Annotated in this window: 23 protein-coding genes; 21 read left to right on the top strand and 2 right to left on the bottom strand. The window is 67.2% G+C overall.

Annotation, left to right across the window (positions count from 1 at the left end; translation table 11 throughout):
* Position 1: 1 nt before the first annotated feature.
* Positions 2-916 (top strand): protein translocase subunit SecF, encoded by a 915-nt coding sequence (gene secF / locus EV691_RS16375; RefSeq protein WP_131298456.1) that lies wholly within the window; start codon positions 2-4, stop codon positions 914-916.
* A 90-nt stretch (positions 917-1,006) separates the two neighbouring features.
* Positions 1,007-1,564, top strand: coding sequence for a glycine zipper 2TM domain-containing protein (locus EV691_RS16370; protein ID WP_131298455.1), 558 nt, complete (start codon positions 1,007-1,009; stop codon positions 1,562-1,564).
* Positions 1,565-1,641: 77 nt separating this feature from the next.
* Here EV691_RS16370 and suhB read toward each other — a convergent pair whose 3' ends face one another.
* Positions 1,642-2,457 (bottom strand): type III secretion system regulator SuhB, encoded by an 816-nt coding sequence (gene suhB, locus EV691_RS16365; RefSeq protein WP_039802410.1) that lies wholly within the window; start codon positions 2,455-2,457, stop codon positions 1,642-1,644.
* A 141-nt stretch (positions 2,458-2,598) separates the two neighbouring features.
* Between suhB and trmJ the strand changes: the two genes are divergently transcribed.
* The 19 genes from trmJ to der all read left to right on the top strand — a co-directional run bounded on the left by trmJ (position 2,599) and on the right by der (position 19,130).
* Positions 2,599-3,375 carry a tRNA (cytosine(32)/uridine(32)-2'-O)-methyltransferase TrmJ gene (gene trmJ, locus EV691_RS16360; protein WP_131298478.1) on the top strand — a complete coding sequence of 259 codons (777 nt, stop codon included), beginning with the start codon at positions 2,599-2,601 and terminating at the stop codon, positions 3,373-3,375.
* Positions 3,375-4,151, top strand: coding sequence for a serine O-acetyltransferase (cysE, locus tag EV691_RS16355; protein WP_039802412.1), 777 nt, complete (start codon positions 3,375-3,377; stop codon positions 4,149-4,151). The genes trmJ and cysE overlap by 1 nt, the downstream gene beginning before the upstream one ends.
* A 129-nt stretch (positions 4,152-4,280) precedes the next feature.
* Positions 4,281-4,775 (top strand): Fe-S cluster assembly transcriptional regulator IscR, encoded by a 495-nt coding sequence (iscR, locus tag EV691_RS16350; protein WP_039802414.1) that lies wholly within the window; start codon positions 4,281-4,283, stop codon positions 4,773-4,775.
* A 29-nt stretch (positions 4,776-4,804) separates the two neighbouring features.
* Positions 4,805-6,019, top strand: a complete 1,215-nt coding sequence (locus EV691_RS16345) for an IscS subfamily cysteine desulfurase (protein WP_131298453.1) — start codon at positions 4,805-4,807, stop codon at positions 6,017-6,019.
* 46 nt (positions 6,020-6,065) lie between these two features.
* On the top strand, positions 6,066-6,452 hold the full coding sequence (iscU, locus tag EV691_RS16340; protein ID WP_131298452.1) for a Fe-S cluster assembly scaffold IscU: 387 nt from the start codon (positions 6,066-6,068) through the stop codon (positions 6,450-6,452).
* A gap of 27 nt (positions 6,453-6,479) precedes the next feature.
* A complete protein-coding gene (iscA, locus tag EV691_RS16335) occupies positions 6,480-6,803 on the top strand; it encodes an iron-sulfur cluster assembly protein IscA (RefSeq protein ID WP_039802419.1) in 324 nt (107 codons plus the stop codon).
* 9 nt (positions 6,804-6,812) lie between these two features.
* Positions 6,813-7,337, top strand: coding sequence for a co-chaperone HscB (hscB, locus tag EV691_RS16330; RefSeq protein WP_131298451.1), 525 nt, complete (start codon positions 6,813-6,815; stop codon positions 7,335-7,337).
* A 41-nt stretch (positions 7,338-7,378) separates the two neighbouring features.
* Positions 7,379-9,244 (top strand): Fe-S protein assembly chaperone HscA, encoded by a 1,866-nt coding sequence (gene hscA, locus EV691_RS16325; protein WP_131298450.1) that lies wholly within the window; start codon positions 7,379-7,381, stop codon positions 9,242-9,244.
* A 3-nt stretch (positions 9,245-9,247) separates the two neighbouring features.
* Positions 9,248-9,586, top strand: a complete 339-nt coding sequence (gene fdx / locus EV691_RS16320; RefSeq protein ID WP_131298449.1) for an ISC system 2Fe-2S type ferredoxin — start codon at positions 9,248-9,250, stop codon at positions 9,584-9,586.
* A gap of 10 nt (positions 9,587-9,596) precedes the next feature.
* Complete coding sequence (gene iscX, locus EV691_RS16315) at positions 9,597-9,797, top strand: Fe-S cluster assembly protein IscX (protein WP_131298448.1); 201 nt, start codon at positions 9,597-9,599, stop codon at positions 9,795-9,797.
* Between the two features lie 97 nt (positions 9,798-9,894).
* Complete coding sequence (gene ndk, locus EV691_RS16310) at positions 9,895-10,326, top strand: nucleoside-diphosphate kinase (protein ID WP_039802423.1); 432 nt, start codon at positions 9,895-9,897, stop codon at positions 10,324-10,326.
* Positions 10,327-10,351: 25 nt separating this feature from the next.
* The gene (gene rlmN / locus EV691_RS16305; protein WP_089168995.1) at positions 10,352-11,497 is read left to right on the top strand and encodes a dual-specificity RNA methyltransferase RlmN; all 1,146 of its coding nucleotides are present in this window, start codon (positions 10,352-10,354) and stop codon (positions 11,495-11,497) included.
* A 13-nt stretch (positions 11,498-11,510) separates the two neighbouring features.
* Complete coding sequence (gene pilW, locus EV691_RS16300) at positions 11,511-12,269, top strand: type IV pilus biogenesis/stability protein PilW (protein WP_131298446.1); 759 nt, start codon at positions 11,511-11,513, stop codon at positions 12,267-12,269.
* Complete coding sequence (locus tag EV691_RS16295) at positions 12,266-13,324, top strand: RodZ domain-containing protein (protein ID WP_131298444.1); 1,059 nt, start codon at positions 12,266-12,268, stop codon at positions 13,322-13,324. Before pilW ends, EV691_RS16295 begins: the two co-directional genes overlap by 4 nt.
* 6 nt (positions 13,325-13,330) lie before the next feature.
* Positions 13,331-14,443, top strand: a complete 1,113-nt coding sequence (gene ispG / locus EV691_RS16290) for a flavodoxin-dependent (E)-4-hydroxy-3-methylbut-2-enyl-diphosphate synthase (RefSeq protein ID WP_131298442.1) — start codon at positions 13,331-13,333, stop codon at positions 14,441-14,443.
* Between the two features lie 9 nt (positions 14,444-14,452).
* Entirely contained in the window at positions 14,453-15,739 is a 1,287-nt protein-coding gene (hisS, locus tag EV691_RS16285) for a histidine--tRNA ligase (RefSeq protein WP_131298440.1), read from the top strand.
* A gap of 22 nt (positions 15,740-15,761) precedes the next feature.
* A complete protein-coding gene (locus EV691_RS16280) occupies positions 15,762-16,406 on the top strand; it encodes a YfgM family protein (protein ID WP_131298438.1) in 645 nt (214 codons plus the stop codon).
* Positions 16,399-17,565 (top strand): outer membrane protein assembly factor BamB, encoded by a 1,167-nt coding sequence (gene bamB, locus EV691_RS16275; RefSeq protein WP_165496539.1) that lies wholly within the window; start codon positions 16,399-16,401, stop codon positions 17,563-17,565. The genes EV691_RS16280 and bamB overlap by 8 nt, the downstream gene beginning before the upstream one ends.
* 95 nt (positions 17,566-17,660) lie before the next feature.
* Positions 17,661-19,130: a ribosome biogenesis GTPase Der gene (gene der, locus EV691_RS16270; RefSeq protein ID WP_131298434.1), complete on the top strand. Its 1,470-nt coding sequence runs from the start codon at positions 17,661-17,663 to the stop codon at positions 19,128-19,130.
* Between the two features lie 18 nt (positions 19,131-19,148).
* Here the strand turns inward: der and EV691_RS16265 are convergent, their stop codons facing one another.
* On the bottom strand, positions 19,149-20,189 hold the full coding sequence (locus EV691_RS16265; protein WP_131298432.1) for a zinc ribbon domain-containing protein: 1,041 nt from the start codon (positions 20,187-20,189) through the stop codon (positions 19,149-19,151).
* Positions 20,190-20,302 lie beyond the last annotated feature (113 nt).

Raw genomic sequence — 20,302 nt, 5'->3', positions numbered from 1 at the left:
CATGAAGCGCGTAATCAATTTCATGGGTATCCGCCGGGTGGCCTTCATCGCCACCCTGGCGCTGACCCTGGTGTCGCTGGCCAGTCTGGCGATCAGGGGGCTGAATTTCGGCCTGGACTTCACCGGCGGCACCCTTATCGAGCTGACCTACGAGCGCCCCGTCGAGCTGGCGAGCGTGCGTGCCAAGCTGGACGAGGCCGGCTACGGCGATGCCCTGGTGCAGAGTTTCGGCGCGACCACCGACGTGCTGGTGCGCCTGCAGGGCGACGATCCGCAGCTGGGCGAGAAGGTGGCGGCGGCGCTGCGTCAGTCCGCCGCCGACAATCCGGCGACGGTCAAGCGCGTCGAGTTCGTCGGTCCGGCGGTGGGCGAGGAGCTGCGCGACCAGGGCGGGCTGGGCATGCTGCTGGCGCTGGCTGGAATCCTGGTCTACGTGGCCTTCCGCTTCCAGTGGAAGTTCGGCTGCGGCGCCGTGCTTTCACTGTTCCACGACGTCATCATCACCCTCGGCGTGTTCTCTTTCTTCCAGATTCCGTTCGACCTCACGGTGCTGGCGGCGGTGCTGGCGATCATCGGCTATTCGCTGAACGACACCATTGTGGTGTTCGACCGCATCCGCGAGAACTTCCGTCTGCTGCGCAAGACCGAGCTGATCGAGAATATCAACATTTCCACGACCCAGACGCTGCTGCGCACCATGGCGACCTCGGTTTCCACCCTGCTGGCGGTGATGGCGCTGATGCTGTTCGGCGGCGAGGCGCTGTGGGGCTTCTCCCTGGCGCTGTTCATTGGGGTGGCGGCAGGGACTTATTCCTCGGTCTATATCGCCAACCTCACGCTGGTCTGGCTGAAGCTGACTCGCGACGACCTGATCCCCCCGGTCGCCGAGGAGACCGAGGCGGACCTGCGCCCCTGAGATCGAGCGAAGCGGAACTGCCTGCTGGTACGCCAGTCCAACTGCCGGCGCCCATCCGTGCGGTAGGGCGAGCGCAGGCAGGAGACAGTGATGGGCAAGGCAATGATCGTGGGTGTGGTGTGCGGCGCGCTGGGGCTGGCCGCGAGCGGGATGGCATCCGCCTATGGCTTGGGCGAGCGCGAGCCCGAATACGCCGACGTGCTGGCGGTGCAGCCGGTCGGGGAGGAAGGCGGAGCGCCGCGCGACGCCTGCCGGGAGGTCGAGGTGAGCCGTCCGGCAGAGGTCAAGGATCAGCAGCAGATCGCCGGTACGCTGATCGGTGCGGTCGCCGGCGGTCTGCTCGGCAGCCAGGTCGGCAGTGGCAGCGGGAAGAAGCTCGCCGCCGTGGCCGGAGCAGTCGCCGGTGGCTATGCCGGCAACAAGATTCAGGAAACTCTGCAGGCCCGCAATACCCAGACCACCACCGAAACCCGTTGCGACGGGGTGGCCGGCAACGGCTACGACTACGGAGTGGTCGGCTACGACGTGAAGTACCGTCTGGGCCAGGAGGTCGGCTGGGTGCGCATGGATCATGATCCCGGTGCGCGGATTCCGGTGCACAACGGCCGGTTGCGGCTGGATCGGGAGGAGCCTTCGCCCGTGTGGTAGGTTGCCTGTCCGGCGGTGCTTTTTCAGGTCGATAAAAAACCCGCCATGGCGGGTTTTTTTATTTTTCCGGTGTCGCTTCAGCGCTTCAGAGCCGGCGGCAGGTGCGGCTGGATGGCGGTCAGCACGGCCTTGAAGCACTTGGTGTTGCCGGCCACCACATGGCCCTTCTCGAGGAATTCGTGGCCGCCGCTGAAGTCGCTCACCAGGCCGCCCGCTTCCTGGATCAGCAGGGCGCCGGCGGCCATGTCCCATTCCGACAGACCGAACTCCCAGAAGGCATCGTAGCGGCCGGCGGCGACGTAGGCCAGGTCCAGGCTGGCGGCGCCGGCACGGCGGATGCCGGCAGTCTGGCCGGTCAGCGCGCGGAACATGCCCAGGTAGTTCTCGAGGTATTCGAGCTGGCTGTCGCGGAACGGGAAGCCGGTGCCCAGCAGGGCGCCGTCCAGGCTCTTGCGCGGGCTGACACGGATGCGCCGGCCGTTGAGGGCGGCGCCACGGCCACGGCTGGCGGTGAATTCCTCCTGGCGGATGGGGTCGAGTACCACGGCGTGCTCCAGGCGACCTCTGTACTTGCAGGCGATGCTCACGGCGTAGTGCGGCACGCCGCGCAGGAAGTTGGTGGTGCCGTCCAGCGGGTCGATGATCCACTGGTAGTCGGCGCCCTCGCCGCTACCGGGTTGCAGCCCGCCTTCCTCGCCGAGAATGGTGTGGTTCGGGTAGGCCTTGCGCAGGGTGGCGATGATGGTCTGCTCCGCCGCGCGATCCACCTCGCTGACGTAGTCCTTGGCGTCCTTCTCGTCGACCGAGATGACGTCCAGGCGTTCGATGGAGCGGAAGATCAGTTCGCCGGCGCTGCGGGCCGCGCGCAGCGCGATATTCAGCATAGGCTGCATGGAGGTTCACCTGGGTCGTTAAAGAAAGCCGGCCATACTAGCAGAAACGGGCGGGGTATGCAGTGGCCGGGGTCGCGTGGCGTTCGCTATCCAGCTTCTGTAAGATTCCAGCCCCTTTGGCCGTGTAGCGTTGTGGAGCTGGTGTTGCTGCAGAACATTCGCGTCGTCCTGGTGAATACCAGTCATCCCGGCAATATTGGCGGGGCGGCTCGCGCCATGAAGAATATGGGCCTGAGCCGCCTCTATCTGGTCGATCCCGAGGACTTTCCGAGTAGCGAGGCGGTTGCCCGGGCCTCCGGCGCCACCGACATTCTCGATAATGCGCAGGTGGTCGCCCGCCTGGAGGAGGCTCTGGTCGGCTGCAGCTTGGCGCTCGGCACCAGTGCCCGCGACCGGCGGATTCCCTGGCCACTGGTGGACCCGCGCGAGTGCGCGACGACCTGCCTGGAGCAGGTCGGGCAGGGCGCCGAGGTAGCCTTGGTGTTCGGCCGCGAATATGCCGGGCTGACCAACGAGGAACTGCAGCGCTGCCAGTTCCATGTGCACATTCCCTCGGACCCTTCGTTCAGCTCGCTCAATCTGGCGGCGGCGGTCCAGGTGCTGGCCTACGAGGTGCGCATGGCCTGGCTGGCGGTCGAAGGCCTGCCGAGCAAGCAGGAAAAGCTGGAAACCACGGCGATGCTCAATGCCCAGCCGGCCACCATGGACGAGCTCGAGCTGTTCTACGGGCATCTGGAAAGCACTCTGGTGGAGATCGGCTTTCTCGATCCGGAAAAGCCGCGCCATCTGATGTCGCGCCTGCGCCGGCTGTACGGCCGCAGCGCGATCAGCAAGCTGGAGATGAATATCCTGCGCGGCATTCTTACGGAAACCCAGAAGGCGGCCCGCGACGAGACCCATACGCGGAGAGGGCAGTGATGTTCGAACGCATGAGAGAAGATATCCGGAGCGTTTTCCAGCGCGACCCTGCCGCCCGCAACGCCCTTGAGGTGCTGATCTGCTATCCGGGGCTGCATGCCCTGTGGCTGCACCGCCTGGCGCACGGGCTGTGGTGCGCCGATTGGAAGTTGCTGGCGCGGCTGGTCTCGCACGTGGGGCGCTGGCTGACCGGCATCGAGATCCATCCGGGTGCGCGGATCGGCCGGCGCCTGTTCATCGATCATGGCATGGGCGTGGTGATCGGCGAGACCGCCGAGATCGGCGACGACGTCACGCTCTATCATGGCGTGACCCTGGGCGGCACCAGCTGGAACAAGGGCAAGCGCCATCCGACCCTGGAGGACGGCGTGATCGTCGGGGCCGGGGCGAAGATCCTCGGTCCCTTCACCGTCGGTGCCGGCGCCAAGATTGGCTCCAACGCCGTGGTGACCCGCGCGGTGCCCGCCGGCGCCACGGCGGTGGGGATTCCCGGGCGGATCATTGCCAGGCCGGATGACGAGCAGGAGGCCAGGCGCCAGGCGCTCGCCGAGAAGTACGGCTTCGACGCCTACGCCCTCGGCCAGAGCATGCCGGACCCGGTGGCGCACGCCATCGGCCAGCTGCTCGATCACCTGCATGCGGTCGACGAGCGTCTCGAAGACATGTGCCAGGCGCTCAAGGCGCTGGGCAGCGATTATTGCGCGAAGGAGCTGCCGGCGTTGCGCGAGGAGGATTTCGCGGGGGTCAAGGAAGAGGACGACAAGCCTCCGGTCTGAGGTTTCCCGGTCCATCCCGGCTGTGCCGTCGGGGTGGGCAATTCCGAGTAAATTGCAAGGATTAATAGTTGATCCTGTTGGTCGGGTATTGCATACTGAGCGCACATCAGCGATTTCCTGGTAGCGACCATGCGACTGACAACCAAAGGCCGGTATGCCGTCACGGCCATGCTCGATCTGGCACTGCATGCCCAGGACGGCCCCGTTTCCCTCGCCGATATCTCCGAGCGCCAGGGGATTTCCCTTTCCTACCTGGAACAGCTGTTCGCCAAGCTGCGGCGCAACAGTCTGGTGACCAGCGTCCGCGGTCCCGGTGGCGGCTACCAGCTGTCCCGCGGCATGGCCGACATCCAGGTGGCCGAAGTCATCGACGCGGTCAACGAGTCGGTGGACGTGACCCGCTGTCAGGGCGATCGCGGCTGCCACTCGGGAGAGGTCTGCCTGACCCATTACCTCTGGTGCGACCTCAGTCACCAGATCCACGAATTTCTCAGTGGCATCAGCCTGGCCGATCTGGTCGCCCGCAGCGACGTCCAGGATCTCGCCCGATTGCAGGATCGGCGCCAGGGCGGCGGTTGTCCGCTGCCGTATGCCGGAAAGATCGAAGCGTCCGCCATCGAATGAGCCGGATGCCAGCCTGACAGGAGAGCCTCATGAAGTTGCCGATTTACCTGGATTATTCCGCCACCACCCCGGTCGACCCGCGGGTGGCACAGAAGATGTGCGAGTGCCTGACCATGGACGGTAATTTCGGCAATCCGGCCTCGCGCTCCCATGTCTTCGGCTGGAAAGCCGAAGAGGCGGTCGAGAATGCGCGCCGCCAGGTGGCGGAGCTGGTCAATGCCGATCCGCGGGAAATCGTCTGGACCTCCGGCGCCACCGAGTCCGACAACCTGGCGATCAAGGGTGTCGCGCACTTCTATGCGAGCAAGGGCAAGCACATCGTCACCTCGAAGATCGAGCACAAGGCGGTGCTGGACACCACCCGCCAGCTCGAGCGCGAAGGCTTCGAGGTGACCTATCTCGAGCCCGGCGAGGACGGCCTGATCACCCCGGCGATGGTCGAGGCGGCGCTGCGCGAAGACACCATCCTGGTCTCGGTGATGCACGTCAACAACGAGATCGGTACCATCAACGACATCGCCGCCATCGGCGAGCTGACCCGCTCGCGCGGCGTGCTGTACCACGTCGATGCCGCCCAGTCGACCGGCAAGGTGGCCATCGATCTGGAGAGCATGAAGGTCGACCTGATGTCCTTCTCCGCCCACAAGACCTACGGTCCCAAGGGCGTCGGCGCGCTCTACGTGCGCCGCAAGCCGCGCGTGCGCCTGGAGGCGCAGATGCATGGCGGTGGTCACGAGCGCGGCATGCGCTCCGGCACCCTGGCGCCCCACCAGATCGTCGGCATGGGCGAGGCCTTCCGCATCGCCAGGGAAGAGATGGCCGCGGAAAGCCGGCGCATCGCCGCGCTCAGCCAGCGCTTCCACGAGCATGTCGGTACCCTCGAGGAGGTCTATCTGAACGGCAGCGCCACGGCGCGGGTGCCGCACAACCTCAACCTCAGCTTCAACTACGTGGAAGGCGAGTCGCTGATCATGGCGCTCAAGGACCTGGCGGTTTCCTCGGGTTCGGCCTGCACCTCGGCTTCCCTGGAGCCGTCCTACGTGCTGCGCGCCCTGGGCCGCAACGACGAGCTGGCACACAGCTCGATCCGCTTCACCTTCGGTCGCTTCACTACCGAGGAAGACGTCGACTACGCCGCGCGGAAGGTCTGCGAGGCGGTCAGCAAGCTGCGCGAACTGTCGCCGCTCTGGGACATGTACAAGGAAGGGGTCGACCTGTCCAAGGTCGAGTGGCAGGCCCACTGATTATCCTCCCTCCCGAAATTGCCCGTGATTAACGAGGTATTGCACCATGGCTTACAGTGACAAGGTCATCGACCACTATGAAAACCCGCGCAACGTCGGCAAGCTCGATGCAGAGGACCCGGACGTCGGCACCGGCATGGTCGGTGCCCCGGCCTGCGGTGACGTGATGCGTCTGCAGATCAAGGTCAACGAGCAGGGCGTCATCGAGGACGCCAGGTTCAAGACCTACGGCTGCGGCTCGGCCATCGCCTCCAGCTCCCTGGCCACCGAGTGGATGAAGGGCAAGACCCTGGACGAGGCGGAAACCATCAGGAACACCCAGATCGCCGAAGAGCTGGCGCTGCCGCCGGTCAAGATCCACTGCTCCGTGCTGGCGGAGGATGCCATCAAGGCCGCCGTGCGCGACTACAAGCACAAGAAGGGCCTGGTTTAAACCACGCTGACGAGTTAAGGAGTTGCAATGGCCATCACCATGACCGAAGCCGCCGCCCACCATGTCCGCCGCTCCCTCGAAGGGCGCGGCAAGGGCGAGGGCATCCGCCTGGGCGTCCGCACGAGCGGCTGTTCGGGCCTGGCCTACGTGCTGGAGTTCGTCGACGAGGTGGCTGGCGAGGATCAGGTGTTCGAGAGTCACGGCGTCAAGGTGATCATCGACCCCAAGAGCCTGGTCTACCTGGACGGCACCGAGCTGGACTTCGTCCGCGAAGGGCTCAACGAGGGCTTCAAGTTCAACAACCCGAACGTGCGTGGCGAGTGCGGCTGCGGCGAAAGCTTCAATACCTGAGGCGGCTGCATGGGTAGTAGCGGCAGTCATTTCGCCCTGTTCGACCTCGAGCCGGATTTTCGCCTCGACCTGGAGCAGCTCGCGGCGCGCTACCGTGAGCGGGTGCGCCGGGTGCATCCCGACCGCTTCGCCGGCGCACCCGCGCGCGAGCAGCGCCTGGCGCTGGAGGAGTCCGCCCGGCTCAACGAGGCCTACCAGACGCTGAAGAGCCCGTCCCGGCGCGCCCGCTACCTGCTGTCCCTGCAGGGAGAGGAGATGCCCCAGGAGACCACGGTGCAGGATCCTGCCTTCCTCATGCGGCAGATGGAGCTGCGCGAGGAGCTGCAAGAGCTGCAGGACGCCGCCGACCTGGGCGGGCTGGCGACCTTCAAGCGCCACCTCGCGCAGGCCCAGGAGCAGCTCAACGAGGGCTTCGCCACCTGCTGGGCCGATCCGCTGCGGCGCGACGAGGCCGAGCGCCTGGCGCGGCGCATGCAGTTTCTCGACAAGCTCTCCATCGAGGTCCGCCAGCTCGAAGAGCGTCTCGACGACTAACCCTGCGCCGCTCCGGCTGCGCCCCCCGATAGTTGAATGCCATGGCCCTACTGCAGATCGCTGAACCCGGACAAAGCCCGCAACCCCACCAGCGCCGTCTGGCGGTGGGGATCGACCTGGGCACCACCAATTCGCTGGTCGCCGCGCTGCGCAGCAGTCTGGCCGAGTCGCTGGCGGACGCCGACGGGGAGGTGATCCTGCCCTCGGCGGTGCGCTACCTGGCCGATGGTCAGGTCGAGGTCGGTCGCGGCGCCAAGGCGGCCGCCGCCGTGGACCCGCTGAATACGGTGCTGTCGGTGAAGCGCCTGATGGGGCGCGGCATCGCCGACCTCACCCTGCTCGGCGAGCAGCTGCCGTACCGCTTCGTCGAGGGCGAGTCGCACATGCCCTTCATCGACACCGTGCAAGGTCCGAAAAGCCCGGTCGAGGTGTCGGCAGAGATCCTCAGGGTGCTGCGCCGACGTGCCGAGGAGGCCCTCGGCGGCGAGCTGGTCGGCGCGGTGATCACCGTGCCGGCCTATTTCGACGAGGCGCAGCGCCAGGCCACCAAGGACGCCGCGCGTCTGGCCGGTCTCAACGTGCTGCGCCTGCTCAACGAGCCGACCGCGGCCGCGGTCGCCTACGGTCTCGACCGGCGCGCCGAGGGCGTGGTGGCGGTCTACGACCTGGGCGGCGGCACCTTCGACATCTCCATCCTGCGCCTGACCCACGGGGTCTTCGAGGTGCTCGCCACTGGCGGCGACAGCGCCCTGGGCGGCGACGACTTCGACCATGCCATCGCTACGTGGATCGTCGAGCAGGCGGGGTTGTCCGCCGACCTCGATCCGGGGACCCAGCGCCATCTGCTGCAGCTGGCCTGTGCGGCCAAGGAGGCGCTGAGTGAAAGCGGCTCGGTGGCGCTCGCCTATGGCGGCTGGCAGGGCGAGCTGTCCCGCGAGCGCTTCGAGGCGCTGATCGAGCCCCTGGTGGCGCGCAGCCTCAAGGCTTGCCGGCGGGCGCTGCGCGATGCCGAGATCGATCCGCCGGAGATTTCCGCGGTGGTCATGGTCGGCGGCTCCACACGGGTGCCGCGGGTGCGCCAGGCGGTCGCCGAGCTGTTCGACCGTCAGCCGCTGACCGACATCGACCCCGATCAGGTGGTCGCCATCGGTGCGGCGCTGCAGGCCGATACCCTGGCCGGTAACGGGCGCGACGGCGAGGAATTGCTGCTGCTGGACGTCAATCCGCTGTCCCTGGGGCTGGAGACCATGGGCGGGCTGATGGAGAAGGTCATCCCGCGCAATACCACGATTCCGGTAGCCCGTGCCCAGGACTTCACCACCTACAAGGATGGCCAGACGGCCATGCTGATCCATGTCCTGCAGGGCGAGCGCGAACTGGTCAAGGACTGCCGTTCCCTGGCGCGCTTCGAGCTGCGCGGGATTCCTCCGATGGTGGCGGGGGCGGCGAAGATCCGCGTCACCTTCCAGGTCGACGCCGACGGCCTGCTCGGCGTCTCCGCCCGCGAACTGGGCTCCGGCGTCGAGGCGAGCGTGCAGGTCAAGCCGTCCTACGGGCTGACTGACGGCGAGATCGCGCGGATGCTCAAGGATTCCTTCGAGCATGCCGGCGGCGACAAGGCCGCGCGCATGCTGCGCGAGCAGCAGGTCGAGGCGCAGCGTCTGCTGGAGGCGGTGCTGGCAGCCCTGGAGGCCGACGGCGAGGCGTTGCTGAGTCCCGAGGAGCGGACTGCCATCGACGCGCAGGTGCAGGCGCTGCGCGGGGTGCTGGAGGGGCAGGACGGCGCCGCCATCGAGTTGCACACCCGGCGCCTGGCGCAGATCACCGACGCCTTTGCCGCCCGGCGCATGGATGCTTCGGTGAAGGCCGCGCTGTCCGGCCGCCGACTGAACGAAATCGAGGAGTGAGTGATGCCGCAGATCGTTTTTCTGCCCCACGAGGTACATTGTCCCGACGGCAAGGTGGTCGAGGCCGAGCCTGGCGAGAGCATTCTCGAGGCGGCCCTGCGCAACGACATCGAGATCGAGCATGCCTGCGAGATGTCCTGTGCCTGCACCACCTGTCACGTGATCGTGCGCGAGGGGTTCGACTCCCTGGATCCGTCCGACGAGCTGGAGGACGACATGCTCGACAAGGCCTGGGGACTGGAGCCGGAATCGCGGCTATCCTGTCAGGCTAAGATTGGCGAAGAGGATCTGGTGGTGGAGATTCCCCGCTACACCCTCAATCAGGTTTCGGAACAGCACTGAGGGCATGCGCGTGAGCCTGAAATGGAGCGACGTACAGGAAATCGCCCTGCAGCTGGCCGATACCCATCCGCAGATCGATCCGCGCTACCTCAACTTCGTCGACCTGCATCGCTGGGTACTGGCCCTCCCTGAGTTCGACGACGACCCCGAGCGCGGCGGCGAAAAGGTGCTGGAAGCCATCCAGGCGACCTGGATCGAAGAAGCCGACTGATCCGCAAGCTGGTCTTATGCATTTCACTGGAACCCGCGTATAATCCGCGGGTTTAATTTTCTGCTTTTCAAAACCCCCCGATTGACTGGAGCTATCCATGGCCGTTGAACGTACCCTTTCCATCATCAAGCCCGACGCCGTCGCCAAGAACGTCATCGGTGAGATCCTCACCCGTTTCGAGAAGGCCGGCCTGAGCGTCGTCGCTGCGAAGATGGTCCAGCTGTCCGAGCGCGAAGCCGGCGGCTTCTACGCCGAGCACCAGGCGCGTCCGTTCTTCAAGGATCTGGTGTCCTTCATGACCTCCGGTCCGGTCGTCGTGCAGGTGCTGGAAGGCGAGGGCGCCATTGCCAAGAACCGCGAGCTGATGGGCGCCACCAACCCGAAGGACGCTGCTCCGGGCACCATCCGCGCCGACTTCGCCGTGTCCATTGACGAGAACGCCGTGCACGGCTCCGACTCCGAGGCTTCCGCTGCTCGCGAGATCGCCTACTTCTTCGCCGCAACCGAGGTGTGCGCCCGCATCCGCTGATCAGGCGATGGGGGAGGGTGAATCCATGACCGAAACCACCAAGGTGAACCTGCTGGGGCTGACCCAGCCGCAGCTGGAAGGCTTCTTCGAGTCCATCGGCGAGAAGCGCTTTCGCGCCGGGCAGGTGATGAAATGGATTCACCACTTCGGCGTCGACGACTTCGAGGCCATGAGCAACATCGGCAAGGCCCTGCGCGAGAAGCTCAGGGCCTGCGCCGAGATCCGCGGTCCGGAGATCGTCAGCCAGGACATTTCCAGCGACGGTACCCGCAAGTGGGTGGTGCGCGTGGCGTCTGGCAGCTGCGTCGAAACCGTGTACATCCCGCAGGCCGGCCGCGGCACCCTGTGCGTGTCGTCGCAGGCCGGCTGCTCGCTGGACTGCAGTTTCTGCTCCACCGGCAAGCAGGGCTTCAACAGCGACCTGACCGCCGCCGAGATCATCGGCCAGGTCTGGATCGCCAACAAATCCTTCGGCACCGTCCCGGCCAAGATCGACCGCGCCATCACCAACGTGGTGATGATGGGCATGGGCGAGCCGCTGATGAATTTCGACAACGTGGTCGCCGCCATGCAGATCATGATGGACGACCTCGGCTACGGCATCTCCAAGCGCAAGGTGACCCTTTCCACCTCCGGCGTGGCGCCGATGATCGACGAGCTGGGCAAGGTGATCGACGTGTCCCTGGCGCTGTCGCTGCACGCGCCCAACGACGAGCTGCGCAACCGGCTGGTGCCGATCAACCGCAAGTATCCGCTGGCCGTGGTGCTGGATGCCTGCAAGCGCTACATCTCGCGCCTCGGCGAGAAGCGCGTGCTGACCGTGGAATACACCCTGCTCAAGGACGTCAACGACCAGCCCGAACATGCGGCGCAGATGGTCGAGCTGCTGCGCGACGTGCCGTGCAAGATCAACCTGATTCCCTTCAATCCCTTCCCCTTCTCCGGTTACGAGCGGCCGAGCAACAACGCCATTCGCCGCTTCCAGGACCTGCTGCACCAGGCCGGGCACAACGTCACGGTGCGCACTACCCGGGGCGACGACATCGACGCTGCCTGCGGCCAACTGGTCGGCCAGGTCATGGATCGCACCCGGCGTAGCGAGCGCCACATCGCCGTGCGTCAGCTCGGCGACGAGGCAGCGCCATCTGCCAGTGCCGCCAACCGGACCTGAGCCGAGGATGTTTATGACCCTGCGCGCTGCGCTGCTGTTGTTTTCCGCCATGCTGCTGGCCGGTTGCGTCTCGACCGGAGCGGTCGATCCCATGAAGACCGAGCAGGGCCGCAAGGAAGCCCGCGATGCCTATATCCAGCTCGGCCTTGGCTACCTCAAGCAGGGCCAGACCGATCGCGCCAAGGTGCCGCTGGGCAAGGCGCTGGATATCGACCCGGCCGATGCCGATGCCCACGCCGCCCTGGGCCTGGTGTTCCAGGCCGAGCTCGAGCCGGAGCTGGCCGACCAGCACTACCGCAAGGCGCTCTCCCGCCGCCCCGCTGATGCGCGCATCCTGAACAACTACGGCAGCTTCCTGTTCGAGCAGCGTCGCTATCAGGACGCCTACGAGCGTTTCCAGCAGGCCGCCGCCGACACCCTGTACCCCGAGCGCTCGCGGGTTTATCTCAATCTCGGCCTGACCGCCGTCCAGTTGGGGCGGCGCGATCTCGCCAAGAGCCATCTGGAAAAGTCCCTGCGCATCAATTCGCAGCAGCCCCGAGCCCTGCTGGAAATGGCCTCGCTGGATTTCGAGGCGCGCGACTACGTGGCGGCGCGCTCCTATTACGCCAGCTTCAACCGCATGGGTGAGCAGAATGCCCGCAGCCTGCTGCTGGGTGCCCGTCTGGCGAAGGTCTTCGAGGACCGCGACCAGGCCGCCGTCTTTGGCCTGCAGTTGAAACGCAAGTACCCGGGCACGCCGGAATATCAGCAATATCTGTCGGAGCAATGATGAACGTGTCGCAAACCGAGAGCACGGCCGCGGCCTCCGTCAACCCGGGCGAGATCCTGCGCAAGGGCCGCGAAGCCAACGACTGGTCGCTGGCCCAGGTGGCCGGACAGCTGAATCTCCCCACTCGGACCCTGGTCCAGCTGGAGGCCGGCGAATTCGACCGACTGCCGGGACATACCTTCGCCCGCGGCTATGTGCGCTCCTACGCCAAGCTGCTGGGGATGGACCAGGCCCGGCTGGTCGAGGCCTTCGACCAGTACACCGGCACCAACGCCAAGGGCAGCGAAGTGCACAGCCTGGGCAAGATCGAGCAGCCGCTGCGGATTTCGCAGAGCCTCCTGCGGCTGGCCGGCCTCGCCCTGATCCTGCTGCTGGTCGGCTCCGCCCTGTTCTGGTGGCAGGAGCGTTCGGCGCAGCAGGGGGGCCGCAACGCACTCAACCTGGCCCATGTCGAGGTCGACAGCGCCGACGGCACCACCCAGATCCACCCGCTTGACGAGCCGGAGGACCAGGCTGTGGCCCAGGCGCTCCAGCCCGCCGGGCCGCAGCCTCAGCCGACTCCGCTGGCCGGCAGCACTGCCAGCACGGACAGCCACCCGGCGCGTGAGGCGGCGAGCGCTGCGACGCCGCTGCCGCTGGCACCGGTCGCGCCCGGCACGCCTGCCCCGCTGGCCGAGCCTGCGCCCGCCCCGGCCATGCCGGTCGTCGTGCCGGCTGCTCCGGCTGCTCCGGCTGCTCCGGCTGCCGCTCCGGCCACGGCCGGCACGCCCGCCGCAGCCAGTCCGGCGTCTGCCAGCGAGCCGGCCGCCGGGGAAGGCGTGCTGAGCATCCGCTTCACGGCCGACTGCTGGACCCAGGTCACCGACGCCCGCGGCAAGGCGCTGTTTCGCGGCCTGAAGCGCGCCGGCGACACGCTCGAGCTGCGCGGCCAGAAACCGCTGGACGTGCGTCTCGGCTTCGCCCACGGCGCCGAGGTCAGTTTCAACGGCCAGCCGGTCAACCTGGCGCCCTACACCGCCCGCGGCGCGACCGCCCGCCTGAAACTGGGGAACTAAGCCTCCATGCACAGCGAATCACCCATTCAGCGCCGCCTGTCGCGCAAGATCTGGGTCGGCCCGGTCGCGGTAGGCGGCGATGCGCCCATCTCGGTGCAGAGCATGACCAACACCGACACCCATGACGTCGATGCCACCGTGGCGCAGATCCGCCGCCTGGAAGCAGCCGGCGCCGACATCGTGCGCGTCTCGGTGCCGGACATGGACGCCGCCGAGGCCTTCGGGCGGATCAAGCAGCAGGTACAGGTACCCCTGGTCGCCGACATCCACTTCGACTACCAGATCGCCCTGCGCGTGGCCGAACTGGGCGTCGACTGCCTGCGCATCAACCCGGGCAACATCGGCCGCGAGGACCGGGTCCGCGCGGTGGTGGACGCGGCACGCGATCGCGGCATCCCGATCCGCATCGGCGTCAACGCCGGCTCTCTGGAGAAGGACCTGCAGAAGAAGTACGGCGAGCCGACCCCGCAGGCGCTGGTGGAGTCCGCCCTGCGCCACGTCGAGCATCTCGACCGCCTGGACTTCCAGAACTTCAAGGTCAGCGTCAAGGCCTCCGACGTGTTCATGGCGGTGGCTGCCTACCGCCTGCTGGCCGGGCAGATCGAGCAGCCGCTGCACCTGGGCATCACCGAGGCCGGCGGGCTGCGTTCCGGCACCGTGAAGTCCGCAGTGGGCCTCGGCATGCTGCTCGCCGAGGGCATCGGCGACACCATCCGCGTGTCCCTGGCCGCCGATCCGGTGGAGGAGATCAAGGTCGGCTTCGACATCCTCAAGTCGCTGCACCTGCGCTCGCGGGGGATCAACTTCATCGCCTGCCCGAGCTGCTCGCGGCAGAACTTCGACGTGGTGAAGACCATGAACGAGCTGGAGACCCGCCTCGAGGACCTGCTGGTGCCGCTCGACGTGGCGGTGATCGGCTGCGTGGTGAACGGTCCCGGCGAAGCCAAGGAGGCGCATGTCGGCCTCACCGGCGGCACCCCGAACAACCTGGTCTACATCGACGGCAAGCCGGCGCAGAAGCTGGGCAACGAGAATCTGGTGGACGAGCTGGAGCGGCTGATCCGCCGCAAGGCTGCGGAAAAGGCCGCAGCCGACGCCAGTCTGATCGTCCGCAGTTAAGGAATCCGCGTGAGCAAGAACATCCAGGCCATCCGTGGCATGAACGACATCCTGCCGGAGCAGACCCCGCTCTGGCGCTATTTCGAGAACGGCGTGGCCAGCCTGCTGGACGGCTACGGCTACCGGCAGATCCGCATGCCGATCGTCGAGTTCACCGAACTCTTCAAGCGCTCCATCGGCGAGGTCACCGACATCGTCGAGAAGGAGATGTACACCTTCGAGGACCGCAACGGCGACTCCCTGACCTTGCGCCCAGAGGGCACCGCCAGCTGCGTGCGCGCAGTGCTCGAGCACGGCATCAGCGGTGGCGGCCAGCTGCAGAAGCTCTGGTACGTCGGCCCGATGTTCCGCCACGAGCGCCCGCAGAAGGGCCGCTACCGGCAGTTCCACCAGATCGGCGTGGAGGTCTTCAACCTGCCGGGGCCAGACATCGACGCCGAGCTGATCGTGCTGACCTGGCGCCTGTGGGGCCTGCTCGGCCTGCGCGAGGCGGTGACCCTCGAACTCAACAGCCTCGGCAGCAGCGAGGCCCGCGCGCGCTACCGCGAGGCGCTGGTCGAGTACCTCTCGGCGCGCTTCGAGCAGCTCGACGAGGACAGCCAGCGCCGCCTGTCCAGCAACCCGCTGCGCATCCTCGACAGCAAGAGCCCGGACACCCAGGCCCTGCTGGTGGATGCGCCCAAGCTGGCCGATTACCTGGACGAGGAGTCGCGCCTGCACTTCGAGGGCCTCAAGGCGCGCCTGGATGCCGCCGGCGTCCCCTACGTGATCAATTCCAAGCTGGTGCGCGGCCTGGACTACTACGGCAAGACGGTGTTCGAGTGGGTCACCGACCAGCTCGGCGCCCAAGGCACCGTGTGCGCCGGCGGCCGCTACGACGGTCTGGTCGAGCAACTGGGCGGCAAGCCGACGCCGGCGGTGGGCTTCGCCATGGGCGTCGAGCGTCTGGTGCTGTTGCTGGAAACCCTGGACAAGGTTCCGGCGGAGCTGTCCCGGCAGGTCGACCTGTACTTCTGCGCCTTCGGCGAGGCGGCCGAGCTGGCCGCCCTGGCGCTGGCCGAGCAGCTGCGCGACGCGCTGCCGGGCATGCGCCTGGCGGTCAATGCCGGGGCCGGCAGCTTCAAGAGCCAGCTGAAGAAGGCCGACAAGAGCGGTGCCCTCTATGCCCTGGTGCTGGGCGAGGACGAGCTGGCCGGGCGCATCGTCGGGCTGAAGCCGCTGCGCGCCGATGGCGAACAACAGAGTGTGGGCTGGGACGAGCTGGGCGAGCGCCTGGCCGCTTGCCTGCAGGCTTGAACACTGGATTGAGGAGTATCGGGTGACCTCGCATACCGAAGATGAAGAGCTGGCGCAGATCAAGGACTGGTGGCAGCGCAGTGGCAAGCCGCTGCTCGCCGGCGGTGCCCTGGCCTTGGTGGCGGTGTTCGGCTGGCAGGGCTGGCAGAAGCAGCAGACCGGGCAGGCGCAGAACGCTTCGGCGCTCTACCAGCAGCTGCTGGACACCAGCCTGACGCCGTCCGGAAAGCCGGATACGGCCAAGGTCGCCGAGCTCTATGGACAGCTGCAGAGCGAGTTCGCCGGCAGCCACTACGCCCAGTACGGCAGCCTGCTGGTCGCCAAGGTGGCGGTGGACGAGGGCAAGCTCGAGGATGCCGCCGCCGAGCTGCGGGCGATCCTCGGCAAGCCGGTCGATGCCACCCTCGGCGAGCTGGCCCACCAGCGCCTGGCGCGGGTCCTGGCGGCTCAGGACAAGGCCGAGGAAGGCCTCGCCCTGCTCGCCGGCGAAGCCGATCCGGCCTTCCAGGCCGGTCGCGAGGAAATCCGGGGCGATCTGCTGGTGCAGCTCGGCCGACTCGACGAGGCCCGAGCTGCCTATGAAAAGGCCAAGGCTGCCCAGCCGGATGATGCTGCACTGGGCACCCTGCAGATGAAGCTCGACGACCTGGCCAAGGGAGATGCCTGACGTGAAGCCCTGGAAACATGCCGCGGTGCTGGCCATGGCCGCGACGCTCGCCGGCTGCAGCAGCATCGGCAACTGGTTCAACAGCTCCAAGGAGCAGCCGCCGGCCCCCTTGACGCAGTTCAAGGAAGAGGTGCAGCTGACCAAGGAGTGGAGCCGCTCGATCGGCGAGGGCCAGGGCGAGACTTACAACCAGTTGGTGCCGGCGGTGGAGGGCGATACCCTGTTCGTCGCCGATGTCACCGGACAGGTGATGGCCCTCGAGCGCTTCAGCGGCAAGGTCCTCTGGAGCAAGGAGCTGGAGCTGCCGGTGTCCGGCGGCGTCGGCGCCGGTTATGGCCAGGTCCTGCTCGGTACCCTGCAGGGCGAGGTGATCGCCCTGGATTCGGGCAGCGGCGCGGAGATCTGGCGCAGCCGCGTCAGCAGCGAGGTACTGGCGCCGCCGGTAAGCAACGGCGACGTGGTGGTGGTGCAGACCCAGGACGACCGCCTGATCGCCCTCGAGGCGAGCAGCGGCAGCCAGCGCTGGATCTACGAGAGCCCCCCGGCCGTGCTCACCCTGCGCGGCACCGGTGCGCCGCTGGTCACCAACCAGCTGGCGATCGTCGGTCTTTCCAGCGGCAAGGTGCTCGCCCTGGAAACCCAGCGCGGCCTGCCGATCTGGGAGCAGCGGGTGGCGGTGCCTACCGGGCGTTCCGAGCTGGAGCGGGTGGTGGACATCGACGGCGGCCTGGCGATGTCCGGCGGCACCCTGTATGTCGCGACCTTCCAGGGCAACATCGCCGCCCTCGATATGCAGACCGGGCGTCCCCTGTGGCAGCGCCAGGCCTCCAGCAACGGCAGCGTGGCGCTGGGCTATGGCAGCGTCTATGTGAGTCTGGCCGAGGGCGCCGTCGAAGGTATCGACGAGCGCAGCGCCTCGGCGCTGTGGAAGAACGATGCACTGGCCCGTCGCCAGCTGTCGTCGCCGGAGGTGTTCTCCAGCTACGTGGCGGTCGGCGACCTGGAGGGCTACCTGCACCTGCTCAGCCAGGTGGACGGCCGCTTCGTCGGGCGCATCCGCATCGACAGCAAGGGCCTGCGCGCCCGTCCGCTGGTGGTGGGCGACTGGCTGTATGCCTATGGCAACGGCGGCAACCTGGTCGCACTGACCGTTCGCTGACCGCTGGCCATCGGTCGGCTTGAGCCGACCCCCCGTTCGGCCGCTGCTCCGCGCAGCGGCCGTTGTGTTTTCCGAACATTGCAGGTGAGAGCCTTATGGTTCCCGTAATCGCCCTGGTGGGCCGCCCGAACGTCGGCAAGTCGACGCTGTTCAACCGTCTGACCAAGACCCGCGACGCCATCGTCGCCGAATACGCCGGACTGACCCGCGACCGCCAGTACGGCGAGGCCAAGTGGCAGGGGCGCACGTACATCGTCATCGACACCGGGGGCATCTCCGGCGACGAGGAAGGCATCGATGCGAAGATGGCCGAGCAGTCGCTGCAGGCCATCGAGGAGGCCGACGCCGTGCTGTTCATGGTCGACTCCCGCGCCGGGATGACCGCCGCCGACCAGCTGATCGCCGAGCACCTGCGCAAGCGCAACAAGCGCTTCTTCCTGGTGGCCAACAAGGTCGATACCGTCGACCCGGACATCGCCCGCGCCGAGTTCAGCCCGCTGGGCCTGGGCGACGCCCTGCCGATCGCCGCCGCCCACGGGCGCGGCATCAACGCCATGCTCGAGGCGGCCCTCGGCATCTTCCCCAGGGACAATGCCGAACTCGAGGGCGAAGAGGAGATCGTCGCCGAGGGCGAGGAGCCCAAGCGCATCCCCGGCCCCAGCGAGAAGGACGGCATCAAGATCGCCATCATCGGCCGTCCCAACGTCGGCAAGTCGACCCTGGTCAACCGCATGCTCGGTGAGGAGCGGGTGATCGTCTACGACCAGGCCGGCACCACCCGCGACAGCATCTACATCCCCTTCGAGCGCGACGAGGAGAAGTACACCCTGATCGATACCGCTGGGGTGCGCCGGCGCGGCAAGATCTTCGAGGCGGTAGAGAAGTTCTCGGTGGTCAAGACCCTGCAGGCCATCCAGGACGCCAACGTGGTGATCTTCGTGATGGACGCCCGCGAAGGGGTAGTCGAGCACGACCTCAACCTGCTCGGCTTCGTGCTGGAGACCGGCCGTGCCCTGGTCATTGCGCTGAACAAGTGGGACGGCATGGAGCCGGGCCAGCGCGACTATGTAAAGACCGAGCTGGAGCGCCGGCTGATGTTCGTCGACTTCGCCGACATCCACTTCATTTCGGCGCTGCACGGCAGCGGCGTGGGCCACCTCTACAAATCGGTGCAGGCCTCGTTCAAGTCGGCCATCACCCGCTGGCCGACCAGCCGCCTGACCCAGATCCTCGAGGACGCGGTGCAGGAGCACCAGCCGCCACTGGTCAACGGCCGGCGCATCAAGCTGCGCTACGCCCACCTGGGCGGCGCCAACCCGCCCCTGATCGTGATCCACGGCAACCAGGTGGAGGCGGTGCCGAAGTCCTATACGCGCTATCTGGAGAACACCTATCGCCGCGTGCTCAGGCTGGTCGGCACGCCGATCCGCATCGAATACAAGGGCGGCGACAACCCCTACGAGGGTAAGAAGAACACCCTCACCGACCGTCAGGTGAACAAGAAGCGCCGCCTGATGAGCCACCACAAGAAGGCCGAGAAGAAGCGCCGCGACAAGAAGCGCTGACGGCCCGCCCGCCTGCGCTCACGGCCGCGCGGCCGGGGCGCCGCAGGCGTGGCAGAAGCGGGCGAAGGCGCTCTTGCGCTGCTGGCACTGCCCGCAGTGGTCGAACAGGCAGATGCCGCAGTGCGGGCAATAGTCGATCTGGGCGTTGTCCAGCTCGACCGCCCTTTCGCAGCCCGGGCAGACCTTCTTGGCCAGCCGCGCCAGGGCGGTGTCGTAGGACAGCTCCTGGCGCCGCTCGGCGTCGGGTCTGGCCTCGGCCTGGCGCTGGCGCTCCAGGTAGCGGTTCAGCGCGACGATGGCCTGGCGGCCGACCAGCACGGTGATCAGGATGCCCACGGCGTGCCGCACGTAGCCGCCGTAGCTCGGCAGGTAGGGCACCAGCTCGACGAAGAACACGAACAGCGCGAAGAAGATGAAGCCCCACACGAAGGGCCACCAGGGGCTCTTGCGCTGACGCGCGAACAGCCAGCCGGCGACGACCAGAAAGGGCAGGGTCAGCGCCAGGCGGTAGAGGAACACCTTCAGCTCCTGGCGCTGCAGTTCGTCCTGCAGCCGCTCCCGGGCCTGCTTCTCCAGCTCCTGCAGGCGCTGCTCGGCGCGGCCCTCGGTTTGTTGGGCGTCGAGCAGACGCTGCTGCTCGGCCTCGACCGCCGCCCTCGCACTGCGCTCGCCGATCCTCAGCCGCTCCAGGTCGGCGGTGCGCCGCAGCAGTTCGGTATCCCCCGCCGCCTGCTGGGTGGCGCGGCGGCTGGCCAGCCAGGCGTTCAGGCTGTCGCGGGCGGTCAGGCTGTCCTGGCGGGCGATCTCCAGCTTCAGCTGCGCCTGCTCCAAGGCGTCGCGGGCCTCCTGGGCGAGCCGGCGCTGCTGCTCGATCGCCTGGCGCGCCTGCTCGGCGGCGGGCCGGTCGATGAAGTCCTCGAACGTCAGGTATTGCTCGACCAGCGGCAGGTTCTTCACCAGCGTGCCGCCCAGCCCGATCAGGAAGCCGGCGAAGACCACGGCGATGATCCACAGGGCGAAACGGAACCATTTTTCCGACAGGCGTTGGGCTTTGCTCATGGGGCATCCTTTCTTGGCGAGAGCCTGCGTGGGCGGCGGGCGCGGGTATGGCACGAGGCCACAGGATAGCGCAGCCCGTCCGTCCCGGCGCGCTTGCCGCACGGTGCGCGATG

The sequence above is a fragment of the Azotobacter chroococcum genome, assembly GCF_004339665.1.
Lineage (GTDB): Bacteria > Pseudomonadota > Gammaproteobacteria > Pseudomonadales > Pseudomonadaceae > Azotobacter > Azotobacter chroococcum.
Note: the sequence above shows the minus strand (reverse complement) of the source record. Positions and strands in the feature narration are given on the sequence as shown.